Genomic DNA, 21944 nt, shown 5'->3' on the forward strand with positions numbered 1-21944 from the left:
AATCATATGCGCAGATTAACGGACGCGTTTCACGCGATAACAGTGGTGAATTTTTTGGTTTCGCTTGAAATCCTCGGGTATGGTTTCTTGGGTGCAGTCTTCAATTGATACCCCAGCTCGCTCGATTTTCTCGGCGTCAAGCTTAAAGGAGCGCAGATTACACGAGAAGAGTGCTTCGCCTCCGCGTGTGAGTAATCGTGAGATACCAATGATGAGCTCGGCGTGGTCTCGCTGTACATCGAAGGAATTTTTGCGCATGCGAGCGGAATTTGAGAAGGTGGGGACGTCGCAGAAAATGACGTTCCAGCGGTTCTTTGAGTGCCGTTGTTCACGTATCCAGGCAAGGACATCTGCCTGCACAAATTCGTGTTCGGAGCCATCAAATCCATTGCGTGCCATATTTCGCTTGGCCCATTCTAGTGAGGGGCGTGAAAGATCAACCGTGGTGGTATGGAGTGCGCCACCGTCAGCTGCGTAGCAGGTTGCGGTGCCTGTGTACGCAAAAAGATTCAAAAAGCTCTTGGCGGTGCCCGCCGTCTTCATCATCTCCCGAATCATGCTGCGCGTCTGGCGATGGTCGAGGAATATGCCGCAGTCAAGGCGCTGGGAAAAGTTGACCTCAAACGTCAGACCGCCCTCATCGATAAGGAGTGATTGTGCGCGCGTCGTATCTGCAGCAGATCCCGCGTCGGAGTACTGCGATCCGCCCTTGGCGCGCGTACGAACGCGCAAAGAAACATGGGAGGCGGGGATATCAAGGGCAGCTGGAGCAATGGCAAGCACGTCAAGCAGGCGGCTCTTTGCCAACGACGCATCGATGGTGCGCGGCGCCGCGTATTCCGAGATTTGCAGCCATCTGTCGGGGGAGGTGCAGCTTTGATACAAGTCAATGCTGACGGCGTAATCAGGAAGATCGGCATCGTAGAGGCGATAGCAGCTGATATCTTCTCGCTTAGCCCACTTGGCTCTGAGTTTGGCTACTTTCGCAAGCCGTGCGGCAAATTGATCCGAGGCATCTACCAGCACAGGAACGCGTTTTTCGCATACGCTTACCTCAGCGGCCGGCTCAAGCTTATCTGACGCGGCGTAGGTACGAATGCACGCGTCGGTTCTGCCGATGATGATTGGTGTCACAGTGGCACTCTGTTGCCGAAGGGCGCTGTCGCAGGTGGCGTCAAGCGCAAGGACTGTAGCCTTTTTGCCTGCCAGGTAGGCGAGTGCGGAGAGAGCTTCACTCTGGACGGCAGGTTCTGAACCTGTCCACGAGATATCCGCGATAACACCGGCGTCTCCGGTGCGCTGGGCGAGCTCAGCGGGAGAAAAGAACGAGGGCTCGACGAAAAGTCCGATGGAGCGGAGCAGGTGACAGGCGGTCGTGCGCGCGCCGCGGCGCGTGTCGGAAATCTCAAGTCGGACGGGCTTCTCGCCAGCCGCCTTGGAGCGTGCGTGCGCCTCGCTTAGTACGTCTTTCCAGGAGGAAGCGTCGTGGCCTCCCCAGCGCGACATGCCCCACGCGCTGCGCAGAAGTCCTGGAGCTCTGTCGTAAGCGATGCCGGCAAGCTCTCCTACGAGAGAGCCCGCGCCCGAAAAGACAAGCTGAGGGAGGTCTGACAGGGCCTGTCCGCTGTAGATGCCGTGCGCGGCGAGAAGGGCGGCGGCATAGTCAGGGCGCAGCGGCGCAAGATTGTGCGTGGAACGTCCCGAGACGGCATTACGCCTGAAGAGAGGCTCACCGGTAAGGTCGATGCCAATGGTTGCGCGCCCCTTGGAAATACGGACCGCAATGATAACGTCCGCAAGGCGCGTATTGACCAGGGGTCGACTTCCTCGCCGCGCCGTGAGCTGATCGACAATGGCGTCTTTGGTGCGCACGGCGGTGAAATGCGTGTTGCGAAGCTGGTCGTTTGAGCCGTGGGCTTCAACGGTAATAGTCGCTCCAAGGGGTATGTGTTCGCTCCAGTCGATGTGGGAGATGCCCTCGTAGAGCTCATCGGCGTTTTGTGCCGAAACGCGGTTAATCACGAGAATAATCCGCGAAGCGAGCCGGCTCCACAGGCAGGCGCGATACGCGTCAGCAAGTTCGCCATAAAAGGAAACCTGTCCACTGAGTGGTCGTACCTGAGCAATGTTGAGCTGGGCAAGTTCGTGTCCCAGCATCGGTTCAAAGCCCTTGGGACAGGTTGCAAAAAATTCCTGCGATTGTTTTTTCATCGGGACACCTTTCGCCCGTTGGTGTGTGGTTCTTCTCGCGTATGCAAAAGCCTACGAAGCTTTTTGTACCCTGTTATTTTTACACGAAACGTCTGACACGGCCGCAAGGAATTTGAGCGCGACATTTGAGCGCGGTGTAAGGAAGAGAGACGTGAAGAAAATACTTGCAACAAACCTGCCACGGCGCGGCAGTTTAGCATAAAATACTGCTATAGGGGGATGCGTCGAAAAACGATGCGCTACATAAAAGGAGAAGCAAATGGATGCAAGAATTCAGGCTGCCGTTAATCTTTGGAATGCACATGTTCAGGATGCTGATTTGCGGTCTGAGTTTGATGGACTGCTTGCTCCCGAGAAGGTGGACGCTCTCTATGATGCTTTCTACCGCAACCTTGCCTTTGGCACGGCTGGCTTGCGCGGCGTGTTAGGTGTCGGAACTAATCGCATGAACGTATATGTTGTTGCTCAGGCAACGCAGGGCGTCGCCGATTACCTGAACGCTCACTACGACCATCCAACGCTGGCACTGGCTCGTGATTCACGCAACAAAGGCGAAGACTTCCAGCGTGTAGTTGCCGGCGTTTTGGCCGCCAATGGCATCAAGGTCTTTGTGTATCCGCGCATCGAGCCGGTGCCAACGCTTTCGTTTGCCGTACGGTATCTGCATACATCAGCAGGCATTGTGCTTACCGCGTCTCATAATCCCGCGGTCTATAACGGCTATAAGGTATACAACGATAACGGCGGACAGATTACCGATGAAGCTGCCGCGGAGATTTCCGCCAACATTGAGCGCGTCGACCCCTTTGAGGTCAACGTGATGGACTTTGATGAGGGTTTGAAGCAGGGTCTGATTGAGTGGACTTCCGAAGAAGTGCTCGACAGCTTCATTGCGGCCATCAAGCGTGTGTCTGTTCCCGGCTTTAAGGCCGCTGATGGATACAAGGTTGTGTACACGCCACTTAACGGCACAGGTATGGAGCTTGTGACGCGCATTTTGAAGGAGATTGGCGTCAATGACGTCAGCGTGGTTCCCGAACAAGCTATGCCTGACGGGAATTTCCCAACGTGCACCTATCCGAACCCGGAGTTCCGCGAGGCTCTTGAGCTGGCCTTGCGTCTGGCTGATGAAGTCAAACCGAATCTTCTTGTTGCAACCGATCCCGATGCCGACCGTATGGGCACCGCTATCCCGCATGCAGGAGATTATGTGCTGCTCTCAGGAAACGAGATGGGCGTGCTCTTGCTGGACTGGCTGCTTACGATGGCAGAGGAGCGCGGCGAGAAGCTCAATGAGAAAGTAGCTGTATCCACGATTGTCTCATCGGCTATGCCTGACGCGTTGGCGCGCGCTCGCGGCTTTGAGATGCGTCGCGTGCTTACCGGCTTTAAGTATATTGGCGACCAAATCGACCAGCTTAAGGCTGAGGGCGAAGAGAATCGCTTCCTTATGGGCTTTGAGGAGTCCTATGGATACCTGGTAGGTACGCATGCGCGCGATAAGGACGCCATCGTTGCCACCATGCTCTGCGTTGAAATGGCCTCTTACTATGCCGCGAAGGGCATGGATCTCTATGAGGCGATGGACGCTCTCTATCAGCGCTACGGATACTATCTCAATGGCGTTGTAAACGCGGCTTTCCCGGGCGCGGCGGGAGCAGAGCGCATGGGAGAGATTATGAGCAATCTGCGTGAGACGCCCCTTGAGGAACTCGGCGGATATAAGGTTGTTGGCGTAACAGACTATGCTGCAGGCGCTCAGATGCCACGCGTTTCCGGTCTTCAAAAAGAAGCTCCGCAAACGCTTCCGGCATCAAATGTCATCGAATACCGCCTTGCGGGCGACCATAAGGTTATCTTCCGTCCTTCCGGCACAGAGCCAAAGGTCAAAGCATATCTCTTTACCCTTGGAAAGACTCGCGAGGAAGCTGAATCTCATCTCAGAGTTCTTGGAGACGCCGCTGAAAAGCTCCTGAAATAGGAGCTTTTCCCAGCACTTTTATTATTCCGAAGATTCGGCGACACTGACCATGTAGAGAGTTTCTGTGGAGGCAGCCACGGTGACGGAATCCCAGGGATGACTGGAGACTTCAGGCGAGGTTGGGTCATATACCATGACTGACCCATCGGCATTCTCGCTTGCAATCAATACCCAGTGCGCGGGGGCTCCGTCGCCGAAGGCGTTGGCTTTGACTTCCGCCAGAAGGTAGGTGCCCTGATCAAGCAGGGCATTGATATTTGCCGCGGAGGAGTCATAGCTCTGCGCGCGCAGTCCCAGCTTGTCAAGGTGATTTTCAATGAAGTCGCTGTGCATACCGGATTCTCCGGTTGCGTCATTGGCGGCGGTTACGAGCTCAGCGACATCAGAAGGCGTCTTGTCACCTTTGCCGACAAGACCCATATAGGCCATAGAGACGGCGGTGGGTCCTGAACCATTGACCGCAAGGATTGACGAACCATACGTCGTAGCGCCCCAACGGGTGTCCCAGGTATAGAGTTTGGGCGCTGTGCCCTTCTCGACGGTATCGCTGTACGACTTTGCTTGCCCGTCAGATGAAGGGTAGTTTGCTACAAAATCAATGGCCTCGGGATGTTTGAGGGCAAGTTCGGGAATTTTAGGGTCTTTGTAGTCGGCCGCATGCGCAGCTATCCACTTGAGGTTTTCTCCCTGGTCGAGCGCGGTGGTGAATTCTTTGGTGAGCTCTTCGCTTACGCCTGCGGCAACGCGGGAGTCAACGGGATTGGTTTGCGTTGTGGTCGCGGGTTTTCGGGAACATCCACGGACACAGCTTGAAATGAGGAAAATAATAAGAATCAAAGCGATAAGAGCGAGAATGCTCACTATCAATATGCGCTGACGGCTATTGAGGCGGCGGGAGAATGAAAAGTTAGCGAAACTGAATCCGCGAAGTGAAAATTGAGAGGGACGGCGCTTTCTGGACGAAGTCCGATGATGCCCCTGTTGTGTACGTCTTCTTTGTCCCTGGCGGTGGCGCTCAGAGCCGACGTCGTGCCGTGTATGGGTGAAATGGCGAGTCTCCTGATTGTCGTACGGCATGATTCCTCCACGCATACCTGCAAAATGTTTGAAAATGTACCTAGAACTTAGTGTACCTGGAACTCAGCTCTAATGTATCTGAATGATACGTCTCTACACGATACAAAAGAGAAAAAATGCGGCGAGTGCGGCCAATTGGCCTTTGAGCGTAGCATTTTTCGCTGTAAAAGGCGGAAGAGCAACGAAAGATTTATTTGAGAGTATGATTTTAGTTTAAAAGATGATAGGGAGGATTGATTCGTGAAACACTATACGACGAGACAGAATGCCATACGCGAGCTTATTCGAAGCAATCCTATCCGTACGCAGCGTGAATTGGTCGCGCTTCTCAGAGAGCGTGGATTTTCCTGTACGCAGGCAACGGTGTCTCGCGATACGGCGGAAATGTGCCTTAGGAAACTCTCCGAGGGTACCTATGTGCTGTCTGAGGATATGCACCTTCAGCATATGCTGTCCGAGTTCGTAATCAGCGTTACTGCGGCCGGCAATCTGGTTGTCGTTCGTTGTCACCCCGGTACGGCTTCTGCTGTAGCCTTCGCAGTTGACGAGGTTAAACTTAATTTTTGCGTAGGGACTATCGCCGGCGCCGATACGGTATTTCTCGCAATCGACGAGCCTGCTCACGCTCAACAAGTATGCGAAGTCATTGAACAGTTGGGCAGTATAGACGTGTAGGTAGTACCCCTGTCCGTAGCCTTTGGCGAGAAGCCCCTCTTTTGGCTGATTTGCTGATACCACTATCTGGGACATAGTCGTACAAAAGAAAGCCTCCACAAAGGAGGCTTTCTTTAGACTGCCGGTACAACTGAGCGCTGCCGGTAAAGGCAACGTATTACTCCCTTTCTTACTCTTACGGCGTGGAAGGAGTGGAAGGCGTAGATGGCGTAGACGGTGTTGAGGGCGTAGATGGCGTAGACGGTGTTGAGGGGGTAGATGGCGTTGAAGGCGTATCCTCGTCATCGGTATCTTCTTCCTCTTCCTCCTCTTCATCGTCCGATTGGCTGGTATTGGTTTGTGTTTGTTGAGTCTGCTGCGTCTGCTGTGTCTGATTAGTTTTATTCGTAGTGTTCGAGCTGACATTGCCAGCAACAAACTTCCATGAACTGTTTGGTTTGTAGTCAATAGTCGTTGTGGTTGTGGGGAATTCTTTTCTCGGAACGCCCTGCAGCGCCACGTTCATGTAATACGCCCAGACATATTGCGATGTGGTAAATGTGGAACCTTCAGCACCATGGAAAAGAACCGCTTCGTGTGCGTCGGGATATCCCATCCATACAACGGTCGCAAGCTGCGGGGTATAGCCACAGAACCAAAGGTCTTCAGCGTTGTCGGAGGTACCGGTTTTACCGGCGATTGGCTGGTTGAAGGTGGAAAGGCTTCGAGCATACGTTCCTGTGCCGCTGGAAATAACTCCCTTGAGCACTTCGGTGGTTGCCTGAGCAACTTCGGGGCGAAGGGCCTGCACGGCGTTGTCTTTATGCTCATAGACGACATTGCCGTTACGGTCTTCAATCTTGGTAATCGCAACGGGGTCGTGGCGCACGCCGCCGGAGGCAAGCGTTGCAAATGCCGTACAGTGCTCGACAGCGGTGACGCCTTGAGAGCCGAGGGTAGTAGAAAGATATGGAGAGAGATTCGTGCGAATGCCCATGGCATAGCAGGTATTCAGGATCTTCTCGATACCGAGCGCCTCAGCGACCTGGGCGTAAGCGGTGTTAGAGGAAACCGCGGTTGCTCTTCTGAGTGTCATATTGCCGTAGCTGTATCCGCCAAAGTTACGGACACGCCAGGTGGGAGTAACCTGAAGGGGAGAATTGCAGTTTAAGACAATGTCCGGGTTCATGCCGGAGTCAATGGCCGCGACAAGGGTGTACATCTTAAATGACGAGCCCATCTGGCGGTAGGTAGTGGTTGCAAGGTTGTATTGGCTCTTGCTGTAGTCCTGTCCGCCAACCATGGCTTTAATGTAGCCGTTTGACGGATCGATAGACACAAGCGCCGCGCCCAGGCGGGAATTGCCCAGCTCCTGAAGGCGTCTGTTGCAAGCGTCCTCAGCGGCTTTCTGCAGGTCTGGATCGAGTGTGGTGTAGACCTTGAGACCGCCCTGCATGATGGTGTCGGAATCAAAGTCCTCCTGAAGCAGATTTTTTACATAGTCAGTAAAGTATGGATACTTGCCAATTGATTCCGTGAGCTTGCCGGGATTGAGCACAAGGTCTTCATTGATGGCACTCTCGTATTCTTCATCTGAGATGTCGCCTTGCCGATGCATGCGCTCAAGGACGGTGTTGCGGCGGTCCTTTGCGGCTTCGGGATTGACTGTGGGATCGTAGGAAGAAGGAGCCTGGGGAAGGCCGGCAAGGGTGGCCGCTTCAGCGAGGGTGAGCTCATTGGCGTGCTTGTTGAAGTAGATAATCGAGGCGGCTTCAATGCCATAGGCGCCGTTGCCGTAGTAGATGGTATTCAGATACATGTTGAGGATTTGATCCTTGGAGAATTTTTTCTCCATCTGAATGGAAATATACGCCTCGCGCACCTTGCGCTTGGCGGAGCGCTCGAACTGCTCGTTTGAAAGAACCGTGTTGCGGACCAGCTGCTGCGTGATGGTGGACGCTCCTTCGCCGCCGCCGGTCAAAGCGCCGACAGCCGCGCGGGTGATACCCCAGGCGTCAATACCGCTATGCTGATAAAAACGGCGATCCTCAGTATCGATTGTCGCTTGTATGACGTATGGGGAAATCTGATCAAGCGTCACTGAGCGGCGCTGTTGAAGGTAATAGTCGACAATGTCATTGCCTTTTGCGTCATAGACCCGTGTAGGTTCTGCGACAAGATATGCGTCTGCAGAGTTGTAATCGGGCAAATCATCCAACCATGTGGAAATAACCGCGCCCATGGAAAGGGCAAAAGCGAGGGCGAGAAGAGCAAGAAACCCAAAAAATCCTGCTATACCAAACCCTACTACGTGCGTATTTGCGTGCTTATGTGCTCGACGGGTCCTGATACCCATTGCGCCTCCTTGTCATAGTCCTGACAATTATATAGCGCAATTGTCATTTTCCATGAAAAAAGACAGCTTTATATTGATGTAGACTGTTAGAGGTAGTTTATGCCGCGAAAAACGTGTGCTTCATAACAGTATTGAACGTCGCCGTATGCGAAAGGGTAGATTCGTGCTTCCAATTGAAGATCAGCTTAAAGTCATTACGTCAGGTACGATGCAAATCGTTCCGTTTGAAGGATTGAAAGAAAAACTCGCAAAGGGCGAACCTCTCAACATTAAGCTTGGCGTCGATCCAACCAGCCCCGATTTGCATCTTGGACATGCGGTTCCGCTGCGCAAAATGAGACAGTTTCAAGACCTCGGACATAAGGTCACGCTTATCATTGGCAACGGCACGGCCCTTATCGGTGATCCGTCCGGAAGGGATTCCACAAGGCCTTCTCTGACGTCGGAGCAGGTTGAAGCTAATGCGCAGACGTATGTCGAACAGGCTATGAAGATTCTCGATCCCGAGCGCACGGTCGTTGTCCATAACGGCGACTGGATTAAGCCGATGAACCTTGAGACGATGCTCAGTCTCATGAGCAAATTTACGGTTGCGCGCATCCTGGAGCGTGAGGATTTTTCCAAGCGTTACCACAACCAGCAGTCCATTGCGCTGCATGAGTTTATCTATCCGGTGCTGCAGGCATACGATTCGGTCATGATTAAGGCTGATGTTGAAATGGGCGGAAACGACCAGATTTTCAACCTGCTTGCCGGTCGTGACCTCATGCGTGATGAAGGTATGGAGCCTCAAATCGCGCTCACGATGCCACTGCTTGAGGGCACCGATGGCGTCAAAAAGATGTCAAAATCCTACGGCAACTACATTGGCCTCACTGATGAACCTGCCGATATGTACGGCAAGATTATGTCCATCCCTGATAAGCTGGTGCCTCGCTATTATCGTCTTTGCTCAACGCTTACGATCGATGAGGTTGACGCTATCGACAAGAGCTTTGAAGACAACACAGCTGATCCATATACGCTCAAACGCGCTCTCGGCCGCAATATCGTTGAGCTCTATCATGGAGCGTCCGCCGCGCTTGCCGCGGAGGCCGCTTTTGATACGCTCTTTAAGAAGCATGAGATTCCAGAAGATGTCCCCGAGTTTGCCATCGAACTGACGCTGAATGACCAGGGTCTCGTATATCTGCCCAAATTGATGGTTGAAACCAAGCTTTCAGCTTCAGCGGGAGACGCGCGCCGTCTGATTGACGGGGGCGGCGTCAAGATCAACGGAAAGGCTTTGGTGCCAAAGTCATATAATGTTGAGCCGGCGCTTCTCGCCCATGCGGTGTTGCAAGCCGGAAAGCGGCGTTTCGCAAAATTGGTATAGGTGACGGCCATGTGGAGACAGTTTGCGCTCGTCCTGCTTATTACCGTACTGTTCGTATACCTTCCCGGGTTTCTGGTTGTTCTTTCGCTTAAGAGCAAGCCGGTAACTTCACTGGTGGTTGCGCCCGCGATATCCGGAGCGCTCTTTTCAATCTCAGGCATCGTGATATATCCGCTCGGTTTTAAGGGGATTATTCCTCTTTTGGTGGGCGTGTGTGTGCTCTGTGCGCTTATTTTTGGCGTGGCGGAGTTTTGCAGAAGGCGTTTCAAGTGGAAATCTGAGATACCCGAGCAGCTTGACTGGAAGTTTTTTCTCATAACCGCCGGCATAACGTCAGTGCTTTTTGCGGTCATATTTCACAAGGCCATCAGAAATCCCGCGTGGTTTTTACAGAGCGCCGATAACTATGCTCATCTCGACTACATTGCACGTAGTATGAACTCAGGCGTGTACTCCATGTTCCATGCGTCGTTCTACAGCGGTTCTCTTCCAGCTCAGCAGCTTCCTTTTGTTGATGAAAGCTTTTATCCGTACGCCTTCCATATTTTTGCTGTGGTGGTTGCACGCGTCATGGATGTTCGAGCGACTGTAGCGGAAAATGCGGTGTGGTTCGTATTTGTCGCCATCGTATATCCGGTGGGTATAGCTGCGCTGTTTCAAGGCATATTCAGAAAGCAAAAGCTTATTGGTTCTATCGCGGTTGCCGCGGCGGTGTTTGCGAACATTGCCTTCCCGATTCGTGCGGTTACGGTACATGGCATCTATCCTAATGTGATTGCCTTCTGCTGCGTTCCTGCCTGCGTTTACCTTTTTGTGGCGTCCACAGGAGGCTTCGATGAAAGGGCTCGAAAAGCCACGGTTGGGAAGGGAACTCATTTCAAGGCTCTGAGCGAGGCTGAGCATAAAGGTGGCGAGAAGATCTTCTCTGCCTGTGGCCTTGTTCTGCTTGTGATTGCGTTGCTTGGTATGCTGTGCATGCAGCCGAACGCTGATTTCTTCTGGGCGGTGCTGGTATTTCCTTACATTTTGGTATCGCTTATTCCTCGGATTGTCAGAAGCTTTGGGTTTGATCGCTCGGTTGAGCCAAAAGTGCTTAGTGCGTCAATTCCCGGGTTCTTCCTTATTGCGGTACTTGCCTGGATTGCGGTGCTTAACGCTCCTTTTATGCGGCCGACAGTTAACTTCCTTTGGGATCTTTCGTCCAGTCCTGATAAGGTGCTCTCCAATATTTTGAACTTCGGCCTGCTGATGGGTATGCCAGTGTTCTTCTACTCGGTATTCTTCTGGATAGGTTTCGCGCATTGCTGCTGTAAACGCAGTTACCGCTGGCTCACACTCTCCTTTATCTTTGTTGCGATTCAGTTTGTCGCAAGTTTGTCTGAAAATATCGCCGTGAAGCGCTTTTTGACGGGCTTTTGGTATACCGATCCGGAGCGAACGGCTGCCATGGTTGTTATAACCGCCGCTCCCATAGTTGCGCTAGGTGTCTATGACGCATCGGCAGGTCTCGTATCGCTTATCGCGAGCGGTATTCGCCGCCTTGCGTTCGGGAAAAACGCCGGAGAAAAAGATACCGCACCTGGAGTGGATGCCTCAGAACACATACGTCCTTCTCGCGGTGCGATGGTGGTAAAGGCGGGGATAAGCTCAATTTTGGCCGTGGTATGGCTTTGCTGCCTTATGAGTCCCTGGGATTTGTTCAAGCTGCCCGCTCACGAAAAGAGTGAGATTCGCTGGGGCATCCAGTATATGCACGAAGCTTACGCTCCAGAAGGATGGATGCCCTATTCGGTGTATGAGCAGGATTTTGTTACTAAGGCAAAAGAGATTACAGGCGATGAGGTAGTGCTCAACAATCCCTTCGACGGCTCAATGATGGCCTATGCCGTCAATGGCATGAACGTCTATTACCGCAACAAGATTGAGGAGAGAGAAACCCCGGAAAGCAGACTTATCCGAACCAGAATTACTAAGGTGGCAAGTGACCCTGAGGTGCAAAAGGCCATAAAGAAAGTGGGTGCTCACTATGTGCTGGTGCTTGATTATGAGAACCCAATCCAGCTCGGTCATGAGCAATATGACTTACCTGACTTTAAGATATCCGATGATACGCCTGGCTTTGAGACAGTGCTTTCAGGGGGGCCGTATCGCCTGTACCGTATAACGGCAATCGATTAAGATGTGATGGGATTTGAGACGATGACGGCGGGAGGAAGCATGAAAGGCATTATTCTTGCGGGTGGAAGCGGCACAAGACTCTATCCGCTGACAACAGTGACATCTAAGCAGTTGCTTCCGGTATATGACAAGCCCATGATTTATTACCCGCTGGCAACGCTTATGCTTGCAGGCATTCGCGACGTGCTGGTTATCTCAACGCCACGCGATTTGCCCAACTTTGAGAGCTTGCTGGGTGACGGATCAGATTTTGGCATCTCCATCAGCTATGCCGAGCAGCCGTCTCCTGACGGTTTAGCGCAGGCGTTTGTGATTGGCAAGGATTTTATCGGTGCTGATCCCTGCGCGCTTATCCTAGGCGACAATATTTTCTATGGAAATGGACTTTCCAAGCTTGTCCGGGACGCGGCTGCTAAAGCCGAGAAGTGCGGCCGAGCAACGGTGTTTGGCTACCATGTAGATGATCCCGAGCGCTTTGGCGTGGTTGAGTTTGACGCGGACTACAATGCCATTTCTATTGAAGAGAAGCCTGAGCACCCCAAATCAAACTACGCGGTAACAGGCCTCTATTTCTATGACGCTCGCGTAACCGAAATGGTGAAGCAGGTCAAGCCGAGCGCGCGCGGTGAGTATGAAATCACCGACCTCAACAGGCTCTACCTAGAAGACGGGGCGCTTGACGTGGTGACACTGGGACGAGGTTTTGCCTGGCTTGATACCGGCACTATGGAGTCGCTTTTTGAGGCCTCTACCTTCGTGCGAGCGGTAGAAACAGCGCAGGGACTGCCCGTCTCCGTTCCGGAAGAAATCGCCTTTGACAACGGTTGGATTGACCGCGAGAAGCTCGTTGAATGCGCAGAGCGTTACGGCAAGTCTGATTATGGCAAACACCTCAGAAGCGTTGCCGAAGGCCGCGTAGTCCCGAGCGAAAGGGGAGAATAGCGTGAGGATTCTTATTACCGGCGCCCATGGACAACTGGGTAATGAACTTAAGCGCCTGCTTGAGACTGGACAGGCTGAGATAGGGCCGATTTCTTCCGCATATAGAGACGCGAATGTTGACTATATTGATATCGATGAGCTTGATATCTCAAAGTATGAGGACGTTGATGCTTGGTTTGCGACTCACGATCCATACGACCTTGTCATCAACGGCGCCGCTCTGACGAATGTTGATGGCTGCGAGCAGCACTTTGATCAAGCCTTCGCCGCCAACGCGCTGGGACCTCTGAACCTGGCCCGTGCCTGTAACCGCATGGGAGCAAAACTTATTCACGTCTCAACAGATTACGTATTTCCCGGCACTGATCCGCGTCCGCGAACCGAGGCGGACGCGCCGGCGCCAATCTCAGCCTACGGACGCTCAAAGCTTGCCGGTGAGGGACTGGCACTTTCCGCAAATCCCCGCACGTTTGTCGTGCGCGTGGCATGGCTGTACGGATATGTGGGTAAGAACTTTGTCGCGACCATGCGCTCTCTTGGCGAGAAGTACGATGAGATATGCGTGGTAGACGATCAGTTTGGTAACCCCACGAGCGCCAACGATCTCGCCTACGAGCTCTGCGCCCTGGGCGTAACCGAGAACTATGGAATCTATCACTGCACCAATGAGGGTACCTGTTCCTGGGCTGATTTTGCGGAAGCGATTATGCAAGGAAGCGGACTTGACTGTCGTATCAAGCGTGTAAGCTCGGCAGAATGGAAAGAGATGCACCCTGAAAGCGCTTCTCGCCCCGCATACTCCTCTTTGGAAAATGCGCACCTGATTGCTACTATTGGAAATGAAATGCGTACTTGGCAAGAAGCCCTTGCCGCCTATCTTACAACGGTTGGAAGAGGATAGTGTGAACACATATTTGGTGACCGGAGGCGCCGGTTTTATTGGATCGAATTTCATCCACTATCTGCTGCGCACGCGCGAGGATGTTCGCGTGGTTAATGTGGATGTACTGACCTACGCGGGCAATCTTGAGAATTTAAGCGCTTACGAGGGAGATGCCCGTCTTGTCTTTGAGCAGGTAGACATACGCGACCGAGCGTCTCTCGCACGTCTTTTTGAGCAGTATGATCCTCAGTATGTGGTAAATTTCGCTGCTGAGAGTCACGTTGACCGCTCCATAGAAGATCCGGGGGCTTTTGCAGATACCAATGTGATGGGAACGGTGGCGCTCCTGAGTGTCGCGAGAGCAGCATGGGATGATGGGTGCGGTGGTTTTGGTGACCATACGTACCTGCAGGTTTCAACCGATGAGGTATACGGGTCACTGCCTTTGGACGATCCTGAGGCGTTTTTCCGTGAGGATACGCCGCTGTCTCCGCACAGTCCGTACTCCGCTTCAAAGGCAAGCGCGGACATGTTTGTGCAGGCGTGGTTTGATACCTATGGGTTCCCGGCGATTATCACACGTTGTTCCAACAACTACGGGCCTTATCAGTTCCCTGAGAAGCTCATTCCGCTCATGATTCAGAATTGCCTGGATCATCGCGAGTTACCCGTGTATGGAGACGGACTCAATGTGCGCGACTGGCTGTATGTGGATGACCACTGCAAGGCTATTGCTCTGGCGCTTGAAAAGGGGCGCTTGGGACAGGTATACAATGTCGGCGGTCACAATGAGCGAAATAACCTTTACATTGTGAAGCGAATTATTTTCGAGGTAGCTCGTGCGACCGGCGATGCCGCAATCAATGAGAGCCTTATCAAGCATGTGACAGACCGTAAAGGTCATGACCGCCGCTATGGCATAGCGCCCGATAAAATCCGAGAAGAACTTGGCTGGTATCCGGAAACTCCATTTGAAGAGGGGATCGTCAAAACGATTGCGTGGTACCTTGAGAACCGTACGTGGGTCGAGCATGTGATAAACGGGTCCTATCAGGAGTATTACAAGAAAATGTACGAGGGGCGATAATGCGCGAATACGATGAAGAAACCCTGCACCATCTGCAGCGCGTTGAACGCATGATTTTCAAGGATTTTATTGATACATGTGAGCAGCATAACCTTCGCTATTTTGGTATTGCGGGAACAGGTATCGGCGCCTTGCGCCATAAGGGTTTTATACCTTGGGATGACGATATCGACGTTGCGCTTCCGGCTGAGGATTTCCACAAGCTGCTTGAGATATACGATCGCGAATGGGCTGACAAGTACACCATTATCAATACGGAGCGCGACAGCAACTATCCGTTTCCCACGACGCGTATCATGCTCAAGGAAACGCAGTTCTGCGAAGAGGCGCTTGCAACGCTTCCGCTTGATTTGGGCATCTTCTTAGACGTGTACTGCTTTGACAATGTTTCGGATGATGAAAAAGCTTACAAAAAGCAAGCGAATGACACATGGTTCTGGTCGCACATGCGCATTCTTGTCGAGGTGCCGCATCCCGTCATTATTGCTGACGGCATCAAGGGCAAGCTATTGCGCGCCGGCGTGGTAATCGGCAGAAGCGTCTGTAAGCTTTTTCACGTCTCGACACGCAACATGTATAAACGTGAGCAAGAGGCTCGTAACCGCTATGCGCAGGTAAAGACCAAGCGTATTGCCTATATGAACGACACCAATAAATGGACGCAGACGTATTATCTTGATGATATTTTTCCAGTAAAGAAACTTGAGTACGAAGGTATGATGGTCGCCTTCCCGCGTGATCTCGAACACCAGCTTGAACTCATGTATGGTGATTACATGCAGCTTCCGCCTGTCGAGAAACGCAAGAACCATTATCCCGCCCGTTTGGATTTCGGGCCGTACTGAGACGCTCTGAATATCTGACGTGTGTTAAAGCGCTACCTGTCGTATATGCAGGTAGCGTTTTTTCTTGCGTCTGTGTTCAAATTATTGTTATAATGCTGATAAATTGAACACGTTAGTAGTACTATGGCGTTATACCGGCAGTTACGATGCTGCACAGGTATGAACGCAGGGAGGTTGTATGGCACTGACAAAGAATGTTTTTACTGTTCTGAAGATGTTTGCGAGTACAAATGAAAAGCTCAGCCAGCGTCAGCTTTCTGAGGCAACGGAGCTTTCGCTTGGAACGGTCAACGCTGCTGTCAAAAGTCTTGAGGATCAAGGACTCATTGAAGACCGCATGATCACTCGAAAGGGCCTGGAAGCGCTTAAACCGTATGCCGTCGACAATGCCATTATTATGGCGGCGGGACTTTCTTCTCGCTTTGCTCCCATCTCATACGAAAAGCCGAAAGGCGTATTAAGAGTGCGTGGAGAAGTTTTGATTGAACGTCAGATTCTCCAGCTTATGGAGGCGGGCATCACTGATATCACCGTGGTTGTGGGATACAAGAAGGAGTACTTCTTTTACCTTGCGGGCAAATACGGCGTTACCATTGTGGTCAACCCCGACTATGCGACGCGCAATAACAACTCGACGCTCTGGCACGTCAGAAATCAACTGGGCAATACCTATGTCTGTTCATCAGACGACTACTTTACCGTCAATCCCTTTGAACATTACGTGTATGGCGCGTACTACTCGGCTGCTTATGTCGCGGGACCTACGAAAGAGTGGTGCCTGAAAGAGGGGCCGGGAGGTCGTATCACTGGCGTTGAGATTGGTGGTTTTGACGCGTGGGTCATGCTTGGACATGTGTATTTTGACCGTGCTTTCTCAAAACGATTCGTTGAGATTCTCGAGGCGGTTTACGACAGGCCGGAGACTGCCGATAAACTGTGGGAAGATATCTACGCTGACCATATCAAGCAGCTTCCTATGGCTATTCGCAAATACCCCGATGGGGTTATCAATGAGTTTGACTCCCTTGATGAACTGCGTGAATTTGATCCGACCTTTATTGAAAACATTGATTCCGAGATATTTGACAACATCGTTTCTGTACTGCACTGCGAGAAATCCGACATTCATGACTTTTATCCACTCAAGCAGGGACTTACCAATCTTTCCGCCCATTTTACGGTTGGCTATGGCGAGCATGCGCAAGAGTACGTGTATCGCCATCCCGGTGTCGGAACGGAGAAGCTTGTTGACCGAGCAGGCGAAGAGGCAGGTCTTCGCCTTGCTCGAGAGCTGGGCCTTGATAATACGTTTATCTACGAAGATCAAAAAGAGGGATGGAAAATATCTCACTTTGTGAACAACGCAAAGAATCTTGATCCCCATGATCTTGAGCATCTGCGGCGAGCCATGGAGATGGACCGTACGCTTCACGAGAGCGGAGCTGTGCTTCAGCGGCACTTCAGCTTTGTTGATGAAGGCCTCAGCTATGAGAAGGTCTTAAAGGAACGCGGCCCCATTGAGGTTCCCGGTTATTTTGAGCTGCGCGAGAAGGTCTTGAAACTTAAAGCGTATGCCGATGCTGACCATGCCAAAACAGTCATTTCCCACAATGACTTTTTCTGTCTCAACTTCCTTATTGATGAGAACGATACCTGCAGTCTGATCGATTGGGAATACGCGGGCATGTCTGATGAGGCAAGTGATTTCGGCACCTTTACAGTATGCTGCGAGCTTTCCGATGAGGAAGCCAACAAAGCCATTGACTATTATTTCGGACGCGCTGCAACGTTTGAAGAGCGTCGTCACTTCTGGAGCTATGTGGTTTTCGCAGGATGGTGCTGGTACCTTTGGTCACTTGTTAAAGAGGCTGAAGGCGAAAATGTGGGCGAGTGGTTCTTTATCTATTACCGCTACGCCGCGCAGTATGTAGACCGGCTTCTGAGCTGGTATGAAGAAAATCAAGCGTAAGGCATCGGACGGGAAGGCAGGACCTTACTATGCAATACGGATTGGCGAGCGGCATCCTTTGGGCGGTCGATACGGTAATTTTAGGTGTGGCTCTTGGCATGGCGCCGTATCTTGACGCGTCTCAGGCATCGATTGTCAGCGCGTGTGCGCATGATGTTTTTGCAGCATTGATCCTCTTGGTATTCATGGGCGCTCGGGGACGTCTGAAAGATACCGTTTCCGCTCTGAAAACGCGCAGTGGAAAAGTGGTTATGCTTGGCGCGCTGCTTGGTGGCCCTATCGGTATGAGTGGCTATCTTGCGGCCATCAACAATATCGGACCGGGTTATACAGCAGCTATTTCCGCTTTTTATCCTGCGGTTGGTTCGGTTCTGGCCTGGCTTTTGCTGAAGGAACGCATGAATCTCAAACAAGTGCTGGCACTTCTCGCGGCGCTTGTGGGCGTCATGCTTATGGGGCTTACTTCAGCCGATGCTGTTACCGGGAACGGCAACGTAGTCGTTGGCATCATCGGCGTTTGCGCCTGCGTTTTTGGATGGGGTTCTGAGGCGGTCATTTTAGCCTGGGGTATGCAAGATGCCGCCGTTGACAATGAAACTGCGCTTCAGATTCGCGAGACCACTTCAGCTCTTGCCTATGGCATTGTTGTGGTTCCCCTGACGGGTTCGTTTGGCTTTGCCGTTCAGACGGCGGTGTCGCCGGCAAATGTCGTTGTTCTTCTCGCTGCTTTAGCCGGTACCGTATCGTATCTCTTCTACTACAAAGCGATTGACGCTATTGGAGCCTCTCGCGGCATGGCGCTGAACATTTCGTATTCTGCATGGGCTGTTATTTTTGCGGCTCTTGCGGGCGTGCTGCTGCCGGCCATCATGCCTGAGGCGATACCGACGCCGCTAGCCGCAGTGTGTTGTATCGTCATCATTATAGGTACGGTGCTCTCAGCGACGCCCGACTGGCGCGAACTCAAAATCAAGTGAGAATCTTAGGAGAAAACTTAGTCGATTCTGAGGGTGTCAGGGTTGTTGTAGTAGTCGCCCATAATCTGACAGAGTGCGGATGAAATGTCTCGCGTGATGTAAGAATTTTCCCGACCCGTGGATACCGCTTGCACAAAGGTGATGAGTTCGTAGCGAAATCCTTCGCCTTCAAGCTGATAAAAGTAGCGCTTATTGTCGGCAGGGTTCTCGTAGCGGATTTCAAAGTAGTCAGTCTTCCACCAGGGCGCGGGGACATACACGTAGGCATCGGTGCCGGAGACGATCAGTTCGCCTTCAGATTTAACGCCGGTAGCTACCTTCATGGAGGCAACCGCATTCGGGTACACCAAATCAATCTTGGTGAATTCCCCTTCGTGCACATAGCCCTTCTCGCCGCGGGCGACTATCTGCCTGGATGTATAGCCGGTGCCCAAAAGCTGGAAAATGGGAAGCAGCGCGATGGGACCCCATTCGCCCATGCCGCCCCAGTTGGCGCCCGAAACCGCGTTGTCGTCTTTGCTGTAACGGAGTGTGGTGCAAGTCGCGTCGACGGAGACGACCTTACCAATTTTCCCACCCTTGACCAGCAGACAGAGTCGGTGATACGCCGTGGAATAGGCGGTCTTGATGGCGTCTTGGAGCACAAGGTTGTGTTCGCTTGCGTATGACGCCAGCGCCTCGCCTTCATGGGTCGTGAGAGCAAACGGAGACTCGCACAACACATGCTTGCCCGCCTTGAGCGCATGCTCCACCTGCGCGTGGTGCAACAGCGGGTCGGAAGAGATGATTACCGCATCTACGGCGGCGAGAAGTTCGTCGATGTTACTTGTGACCAAGGGGAGTGTGGCGAGTCCTTTAGCGAGCGACTCTTTGTGGGAAGTTGCGACCCCTACAATCTCCATGCCGTTGACAAACCGGGCTTGCCGGCGGTACTTGTCCAGCCAGGGAGCGTCACCGATGAGGCCGACTTTGAGACGGTTGTCCTCTGCACGCAGGCTTGTGCTTGAGATACCTTTGGTGCGATCGAGATATACCACCTTGCAGTAGTCGGAAAGGTAATCAAACTTGTCTTTCCAATCGGAGCCGATGGCAAAAATGTCAATACCATAGCGTTTGATATCGTCAATCTTTTGACCTTCGTACTCTTCGACAATAATTTCGTCGGCAAGACCGGTCTCACGTACGTTTTCGATGCGTTCGGAAAGCGATTGCGTAACGTTAATCTTTCCGCGGGCCATATCGTAGGCCTCGGCCGTTACGCCGACGATAAGGTAGTCCCCAAGCTCTTTTGCCCGTTTGAGAAGGTTGATATGACCGTAATGAAGTAGGTCAAAAGTACCGTATGTAATTACCTTTGTCATAGATTACTTCCTTGGAGTCAGAAGACCTCGACGCTTGAGATCAAAGAGAGCTGCTACCAGAAGAGCGTTGTCGCTGAGCGGGTGACATCCGATATGACCCACACGGAACGAGGTGTCGGCGTTGGCTCCGCCATTTGGACAGACCCACATACCGTAATCGTCTTTCAGGGTCTGGAAGATGTGCTTTGCGGAATAGGTGCGCGTATGCAAAAACGTTACGGCATTCGAGGGAGAAACAAGGCGCATGTCAAAAGGCAGATCCGCTGCGCGCTCACGGAAGTCTCGCGCGACGGTGGCCGTGCGTGCAACTTCCGCGTCGGCGCCTCCGGTTTCTTCAATCATCTGAAGACGCTTGTTGATCTGAATGAGGGTGCTGACGGCAGGGGTAAAGGGAGTCTGTCCCCGCTGGCCGTTTTCGAGCAGAGCATTAAGGTCCAAGTACATGCACGGCGCTTTAATGTTTGTGATGCGCTCGACAGCATGAGGAGCAAGCACAATTGGAGCTATGCCCGGAGGGCAGGCAAGAGCCTTTTGCGCGCCTGTAATCAGTACGCCTGCTCCTAAGGCTTCCATATCAAAGGGGTCAGCTAAAAACGAACTAATGCCGTCAACAATGAGAAAAAGATTGTTCTTCTCGCAAAAACGGGCGATAAGGTCCGCGTCGTACAGGATGCCTTGAGAGGTCTCACCCAAATTGACAAGAAATGCGGTGTAGCCTTTGCCGTCAAAAGGAGATAAGTCGGCTTCGGTAAGGGGAGTACCGTAGGCAAGTTCAAGAGCGGTATGAGGAATCTCGTGGAGTTCAAGCATCTGGCGGAAGCGATGTCCGAAACTGCCACCGTCAACCACGAGCGCTTTATCATCGCGGGTTAATGTACCTGTGACTACGGCTTCCATGGCAGAAGTGCCGGAGCCCGTGACAAATACGGCGCGAGAGTCTTTTGGAGCATGTGCCATCTTGCAGAGGAGCCGCTCGTTTTCGAGCATGACGGCGGAAAACTCCGGGGTTCTGAAATAAGGAACATCTTGTGCGCCCAGCGCGCGAATCTCATCAGCGGATGGTACGGGTCCAACGGCAAAGTTAAGCATGGCTCTCCAATGATTTTTGGTCAGAACGTTTTAAGTATACAAGGCATGGAAGGCGACTGCGCCGCTCGTGAAGGGCAAGAGCTTATACAAGAAATGCAGGAGCGGCCTCAAGAGGTGCAGAGAGGCCTTGACCGCAAGACAGCCTTTCTCACCCATTGCTTTTTTGACCTCTTTTGTAGGCAAGGTTGATAAGTTCCGCTATAGGAGCCGGCCAGAACTTTTTAAGCATTGCAAGGTCTTCTGCCTCGCGGCGGTTATCGCGTATGAGATGGCTGGTTTCGGAATCTTCATGAATCCGATGGAGCATCAAAATATTTGTGTTGTAAAGGAAATCCCCCTCCTTGCGGCTGATTTTCTCCCATGCCTGCCAATCGAGGTTTGAGCCGAATCCGGCTTCAAAAACAGGAAGCTCAAGATTGGGGAGGCAGAGGGTGACAGAAGGGCAGCAGATGGCACACCCCAGCTCAAGCGCGCGTCGCTTTGCCCATCGTTTGCCTGCGTTTTCAAGCTTGCCAAGGGAATAGAGCAGACGGCGCTTGACATTCAACAGTCTGTTGTCGTTCACTTCACGCCCGTCTCTGAGCTCGCTGTAATTGGTGAAGTATATGAGAGGTAAAATTGAAGAGTTTATGCGCGTAAGCATTTCTTCGGCATAGGCGGGCTTGTATATATCGTCCTGGTGAGCGATAGTTACTAAAGGAGTGTCGCAGCAGCTGACGGCAAAGTTCCAATCTCCGGCGATGCCTCCGGGTCCGTCATTGACATACATTCTGATGTCGTACTTCTCGCAAAGGCCGCGAATCAAATCATTGGGAGTGGAGGTTGCGAGGAGTAGCGTAGTAGAGAGCGTCTGCTCCTTAAGCGAGTGGATGAGCTCTTCCAAATACGGGCTTTCCCCGTAGGCGCATATAGCAAAGGTGTGATCGGCTGATGTGTACATGATATCATCCCGTCGTGAG

At 52.3% G+C, this 21944-nt stretch carries 16 protein-coding genes; 10 read left to right on the forward strand and 6 right to left on the reverse strand.

Annotation, left to right across the window (positions count from 1 at the left end):
- Nucleotides 1–15: 15 nt before the first annotated feature.
- On the reverse strand, nucleotides 16–2211 hold the full coding sequence (locus QM016_RS06820) for a class I SAM-dependent methyltransferase (protein ID WP_282711332.1): 2196 nt from the start codon (nucleotides 2209–2211) through the stop codon (nucleotides 16–18).
- A gap of 259 nt (nucleotides 2212–2470) precedes the next feature.
- Here QM016_RS06820 and QM016_RS06825 point away from each other — a divergent pair, with 259 nt between their 5' ends.
- Nucleotides 2471–4192 carry a phospho-sugar mutase gene (locus QM016_RS06825; protein WP_282711334.1) on the forward strand — a complete coding sequence of 574 codons (1722 nt, stop codon included), beginning with the start codon at nucleotides 2471–2473 and terminating at the stop codon, nucleotides 4190–4192.
- Between the two features lie 21 nt (nucleotides 4193–4213).
- Here QM016_RS06825 and QM016_RS06830 read toward each other — a convergent pair whose 3' ends face one another.
- On the reverse strand, nucleotides 4214–5269 hold the full coding sequence (locus QM016_RS06830) for a hypothetical protein (protein ID WP_016477251.1): 1056 nt from the start codon (nucleotides 5267–5269) through the stop codon (nucleotides 4214–4216).
- Nucleotides 5270–5509: 240 nt separating this feature from the next.
- Between QM016_RS06830 and QM016_RS06835 the strand changes: the two genes are divergently transcribed.
- Nucleotides 5510–5944 (forward strand): arginine repressor, encoded by a 435-nt coding sequence (locus QM016_RS06835; protein WP_016477250.1) that lies wholly within the window; start codon nucleotides 5510–5512, stop codon nucleotides 5942–5944.
- Nucleotides 5945–6119: 175 nt separating this feature from the next.
- On the opposite strand, the gene QM016_RS06840 is transcribed toward QM016_RS06835, so the two are convergent.
- Complete coding sequence (locus QM016_RS06840) at nucleotides 6120–8279, reverse strand: PBP1A family penicillin-binding protein (protein WP_016477249.1); 2160 nt, start codon at nucleotides 8277–8279, stop codon at nucleotides 6120–6122.
- A gap of 163 nt (nucleotides 8280–8442) precedes the next feature.
- Here QM016_RS06840 and tyrS point away from each other — a divergent pair, with 163 nt between their 5' ends.
- From tyrS to QM016_RS06880, 8 genes are all read left to right on the forward strand, one after another.
- Nucleotides 8443–9654 carry a tyrosine--tRNA ligase gene (gene tyrS, locus QM016_RS06845; RefSeq protein ID WP_016477248.1) on the forward strand — a complete coding sequence of 404 codons (1212 nt, stop codon included), beginning with the start codon at nucleotides 8443–8445 and terminating at the stop codon, nucleotides 9652–9654.
- Between the two features lie 9 nt (nucleotides 9655–9663).
- Entirely contained in the window at nucleotides 9664–11832 is a 2169-nt protein-coding gene (locus QM016_RS06850; protein WP_282711337.1) for a DUF6541 family protein, read from the forward strand.
- A 39-nt stretch (nucleotides 11833–11871) separates the two neighbouring features.
- Nucleotides 11872–12774, forward strand: a complete 903-nt coding sequence (rfbA, locus tag QM016_RS06855; protein WP_282711339.1) for a glucose-1-phosphate thymidylyltransferase RfbA — start codon at nucleotides 11872–11874, stop codon at nucleotides 12772–12774.
- A 1-nt stretch (nucleotide 12775) separates the two neighbouring features.
- Complete coding sequence (rfbD, locus tag QM016_RS06860; protein ID WP_282711341.1) at nucleotides 12776–13675, forward strand: dTDP-4-dehydrorhamnose reductase; 900 nt, start codon at nucleotides 12776–12778, stop codon at nucleotides 13673–13675.
- Nucleotide 13676: 1 nt separating this feature from the next.
- Nucleotides 13677–14744: a dTDP-glucose 4,6-dehydratase gene (rfbB, locus tag QM016_RS06865; RefSeq protein ID WP_282711343.1), complete on the forward strand. Its 1068-nt coding sequence runs from the start codon at nucleotides 13677–13679 to the stop codon at nucleotides 14742–14744.
- Complete coding sequence (locus QM016_RS06870) at nucleotides 14744–15589, forward strand: LicD family protein (RefSeq protein ID WP_282711345.1); 846 nt, start codon at nucleotides 14744–14746, stop codon at nucleotides 15587–15589. Before rfbB ends, QM016_RS06870 begins: the two co-directional genes overlap by 1 nt.
- A gap of 178 nt (nucleotides 15590–15767) precedes the next feature.
- Nucleotides 15768–17558, forward strand: a complete 1791-nt coding sequence (locus QM016_RS06875) for an NTP transferase domain-containing protein (RefSeq protein ID WP_282711347.1) — start codon at nucleotides 15768–15770, stop codon at nucleotides 17556–17558.
- 29 nt (nucleotides 17559–17587) lie between these two features.
- Nucleotides 17588–18535, forward strand: a complete 948-nt coding sequence (locus QM016_RS06880) for a DMT family transporter (RefSeq protein ID WP_282711349.1) — start codon at nucleotides 17588–17590, stop codon at nucleotides 18533–18535.
- A 17-nt stretch (nucleotides 18536–18552) separates the two neighbouring features.
- Here the strand turns inward: QM016_RS06880 and QM016_RS06885 are convergent, their stop codons facing one another.
- The 3 genes from QM016_RS06885 to QM016_RS06895 all read right to left on the reverse strand — a co-directional run bounded on the left by QM016_RS06885 (nucleotide 18553) and on the right by QM016_RS06895 (nucleotide 21925).
- A complete protein-coding gene (locus QM016_RS06885; RefSeq protein WP_282711351.1) occupies nucleotides 18553–19896 on the reverse strand; it encodes a Gfo/Idh/MocA family oxidoreductase in 1344 nt (447 codons plus the stop codon).
- A 3-nt stretch (nucleotides 19897–19899) separates the two neighbouring features.
- Nucleotides 19900–20985 (reverse strand): aminotransferase class V-fold PLP-dependent enzyme, encoded by a 1086-nt coding sequence (locus tag QM016_RS06890; protein ID WP_282711352.1) that lies wholly within the window; start codon nucleotides 20983–20985, stop codon nucleotides 19900–19902.
- A 148-nt stretch (nucleotides 20986–21133) separates the two neighbouring features.
- On the reverse strand, nucleotides 21134–21925 hold the full coding sequence (locus tag QM016_RS06895; protein WP_282711354.1) for a glycosyltransferase: 792 nt from the start codon (nucleotides 21923–21925) through the stop codon (nucleotides 21134–21136).
- Nucleotides 21926–21944 lie beyond the last annotated feature (19 nt).

The organism is Lancefieldella sp. Marseille-Q7238 (assembly GCF_949152215.1).
Lineage (GTDB): Bacteria > Actinomycetota > Coriobacteriia > Coriobacteriales > Atopobiaceae > Lancefieldella.

Bases quoted from the DNA above. Each gene is read 5' to 3' on its own strand.
- QM016_RS06895 (WP_282711354.1), bottom strand. From the start codon at position 21,925: ATGTACACATCAGCCGATCACACCTTTGCTATATGCGCCTACGGGGAA.
- QM016_RS06825 (WP_282711334.1), top strand. From the start codon at position 2,471: ATGGATGCAAGAATTCAGGCTGCCGTTAATCTTTGGAATGCACATGTT.
- QM016_RS06850 (WP_282711337.1), top strand. From the start codon at position 9,664: ATGTGGAGACAGTTTGCGCTCGTCCTGCTTATTACCGTACTGTTCGTA.
- QM016_RS06875 (WP_282711347.1), top strand. From the start codon at position 15,768: ATGGCACTGACAAAGAATGTTTTTACTGTTCTGAAGATGTTTGCGAGT.
- QM016_RS06820 (WP_282711332.1), bottom strand. From the start codon at position 2,211: ATGAAAAAACAATCGCAGGAATTTTTTGCAACCTGTCCCAAGGGCTTT.
- QM016_RS06840 (WP_016477249.1), bottom strand. From the start codon at position 8,279: ATGGGTATCAGGACCCGTCGAGCACATAAGCACGCAAATACGCACGTA.
- rfbA (WP_282711339.1), top strand. From the start codon at position 11,872: ATGAAAGGCATTATTCTTGCGGGTGGAAGCGGCACAAGACTCTATCCG.
- QM016_RS06830 (WP_016477251.1), bottom strand. From the start codon at position 5,269: ATGCCGTACGACAATCAGGAGACTCGCCATTTCACCCATACACGGCAC.
- QM016_RS06890 (WP_282711352.1), bottom strand. From the start codon at position 20,985: ATGCTTAACTTTGCCGTTGGACCCGTACCATCCGCTGATGAGATTCGC.
- QM016_RS06880 (WP_282711349.1), top strand. From the start codon at position 17,588: ATGCAATACGGATTGGCGAGCGGCATCCTTTGGGCGGTCGATACGGTA.
- QM016_RS06885 (WP_282711351.1), bottom strand. From the start codon at position 19,896: ATGACAAAGGTAATTACATACGGTACTTTTGACCTACTTCATTACGGT.
- QM016_RS06870 (WP_282711345.1), top strand. From the start codon at position 14,744: ATGCGCGAATACGATGAAGAAACCCTGCACCATCTGCAGCGCGTTGAA.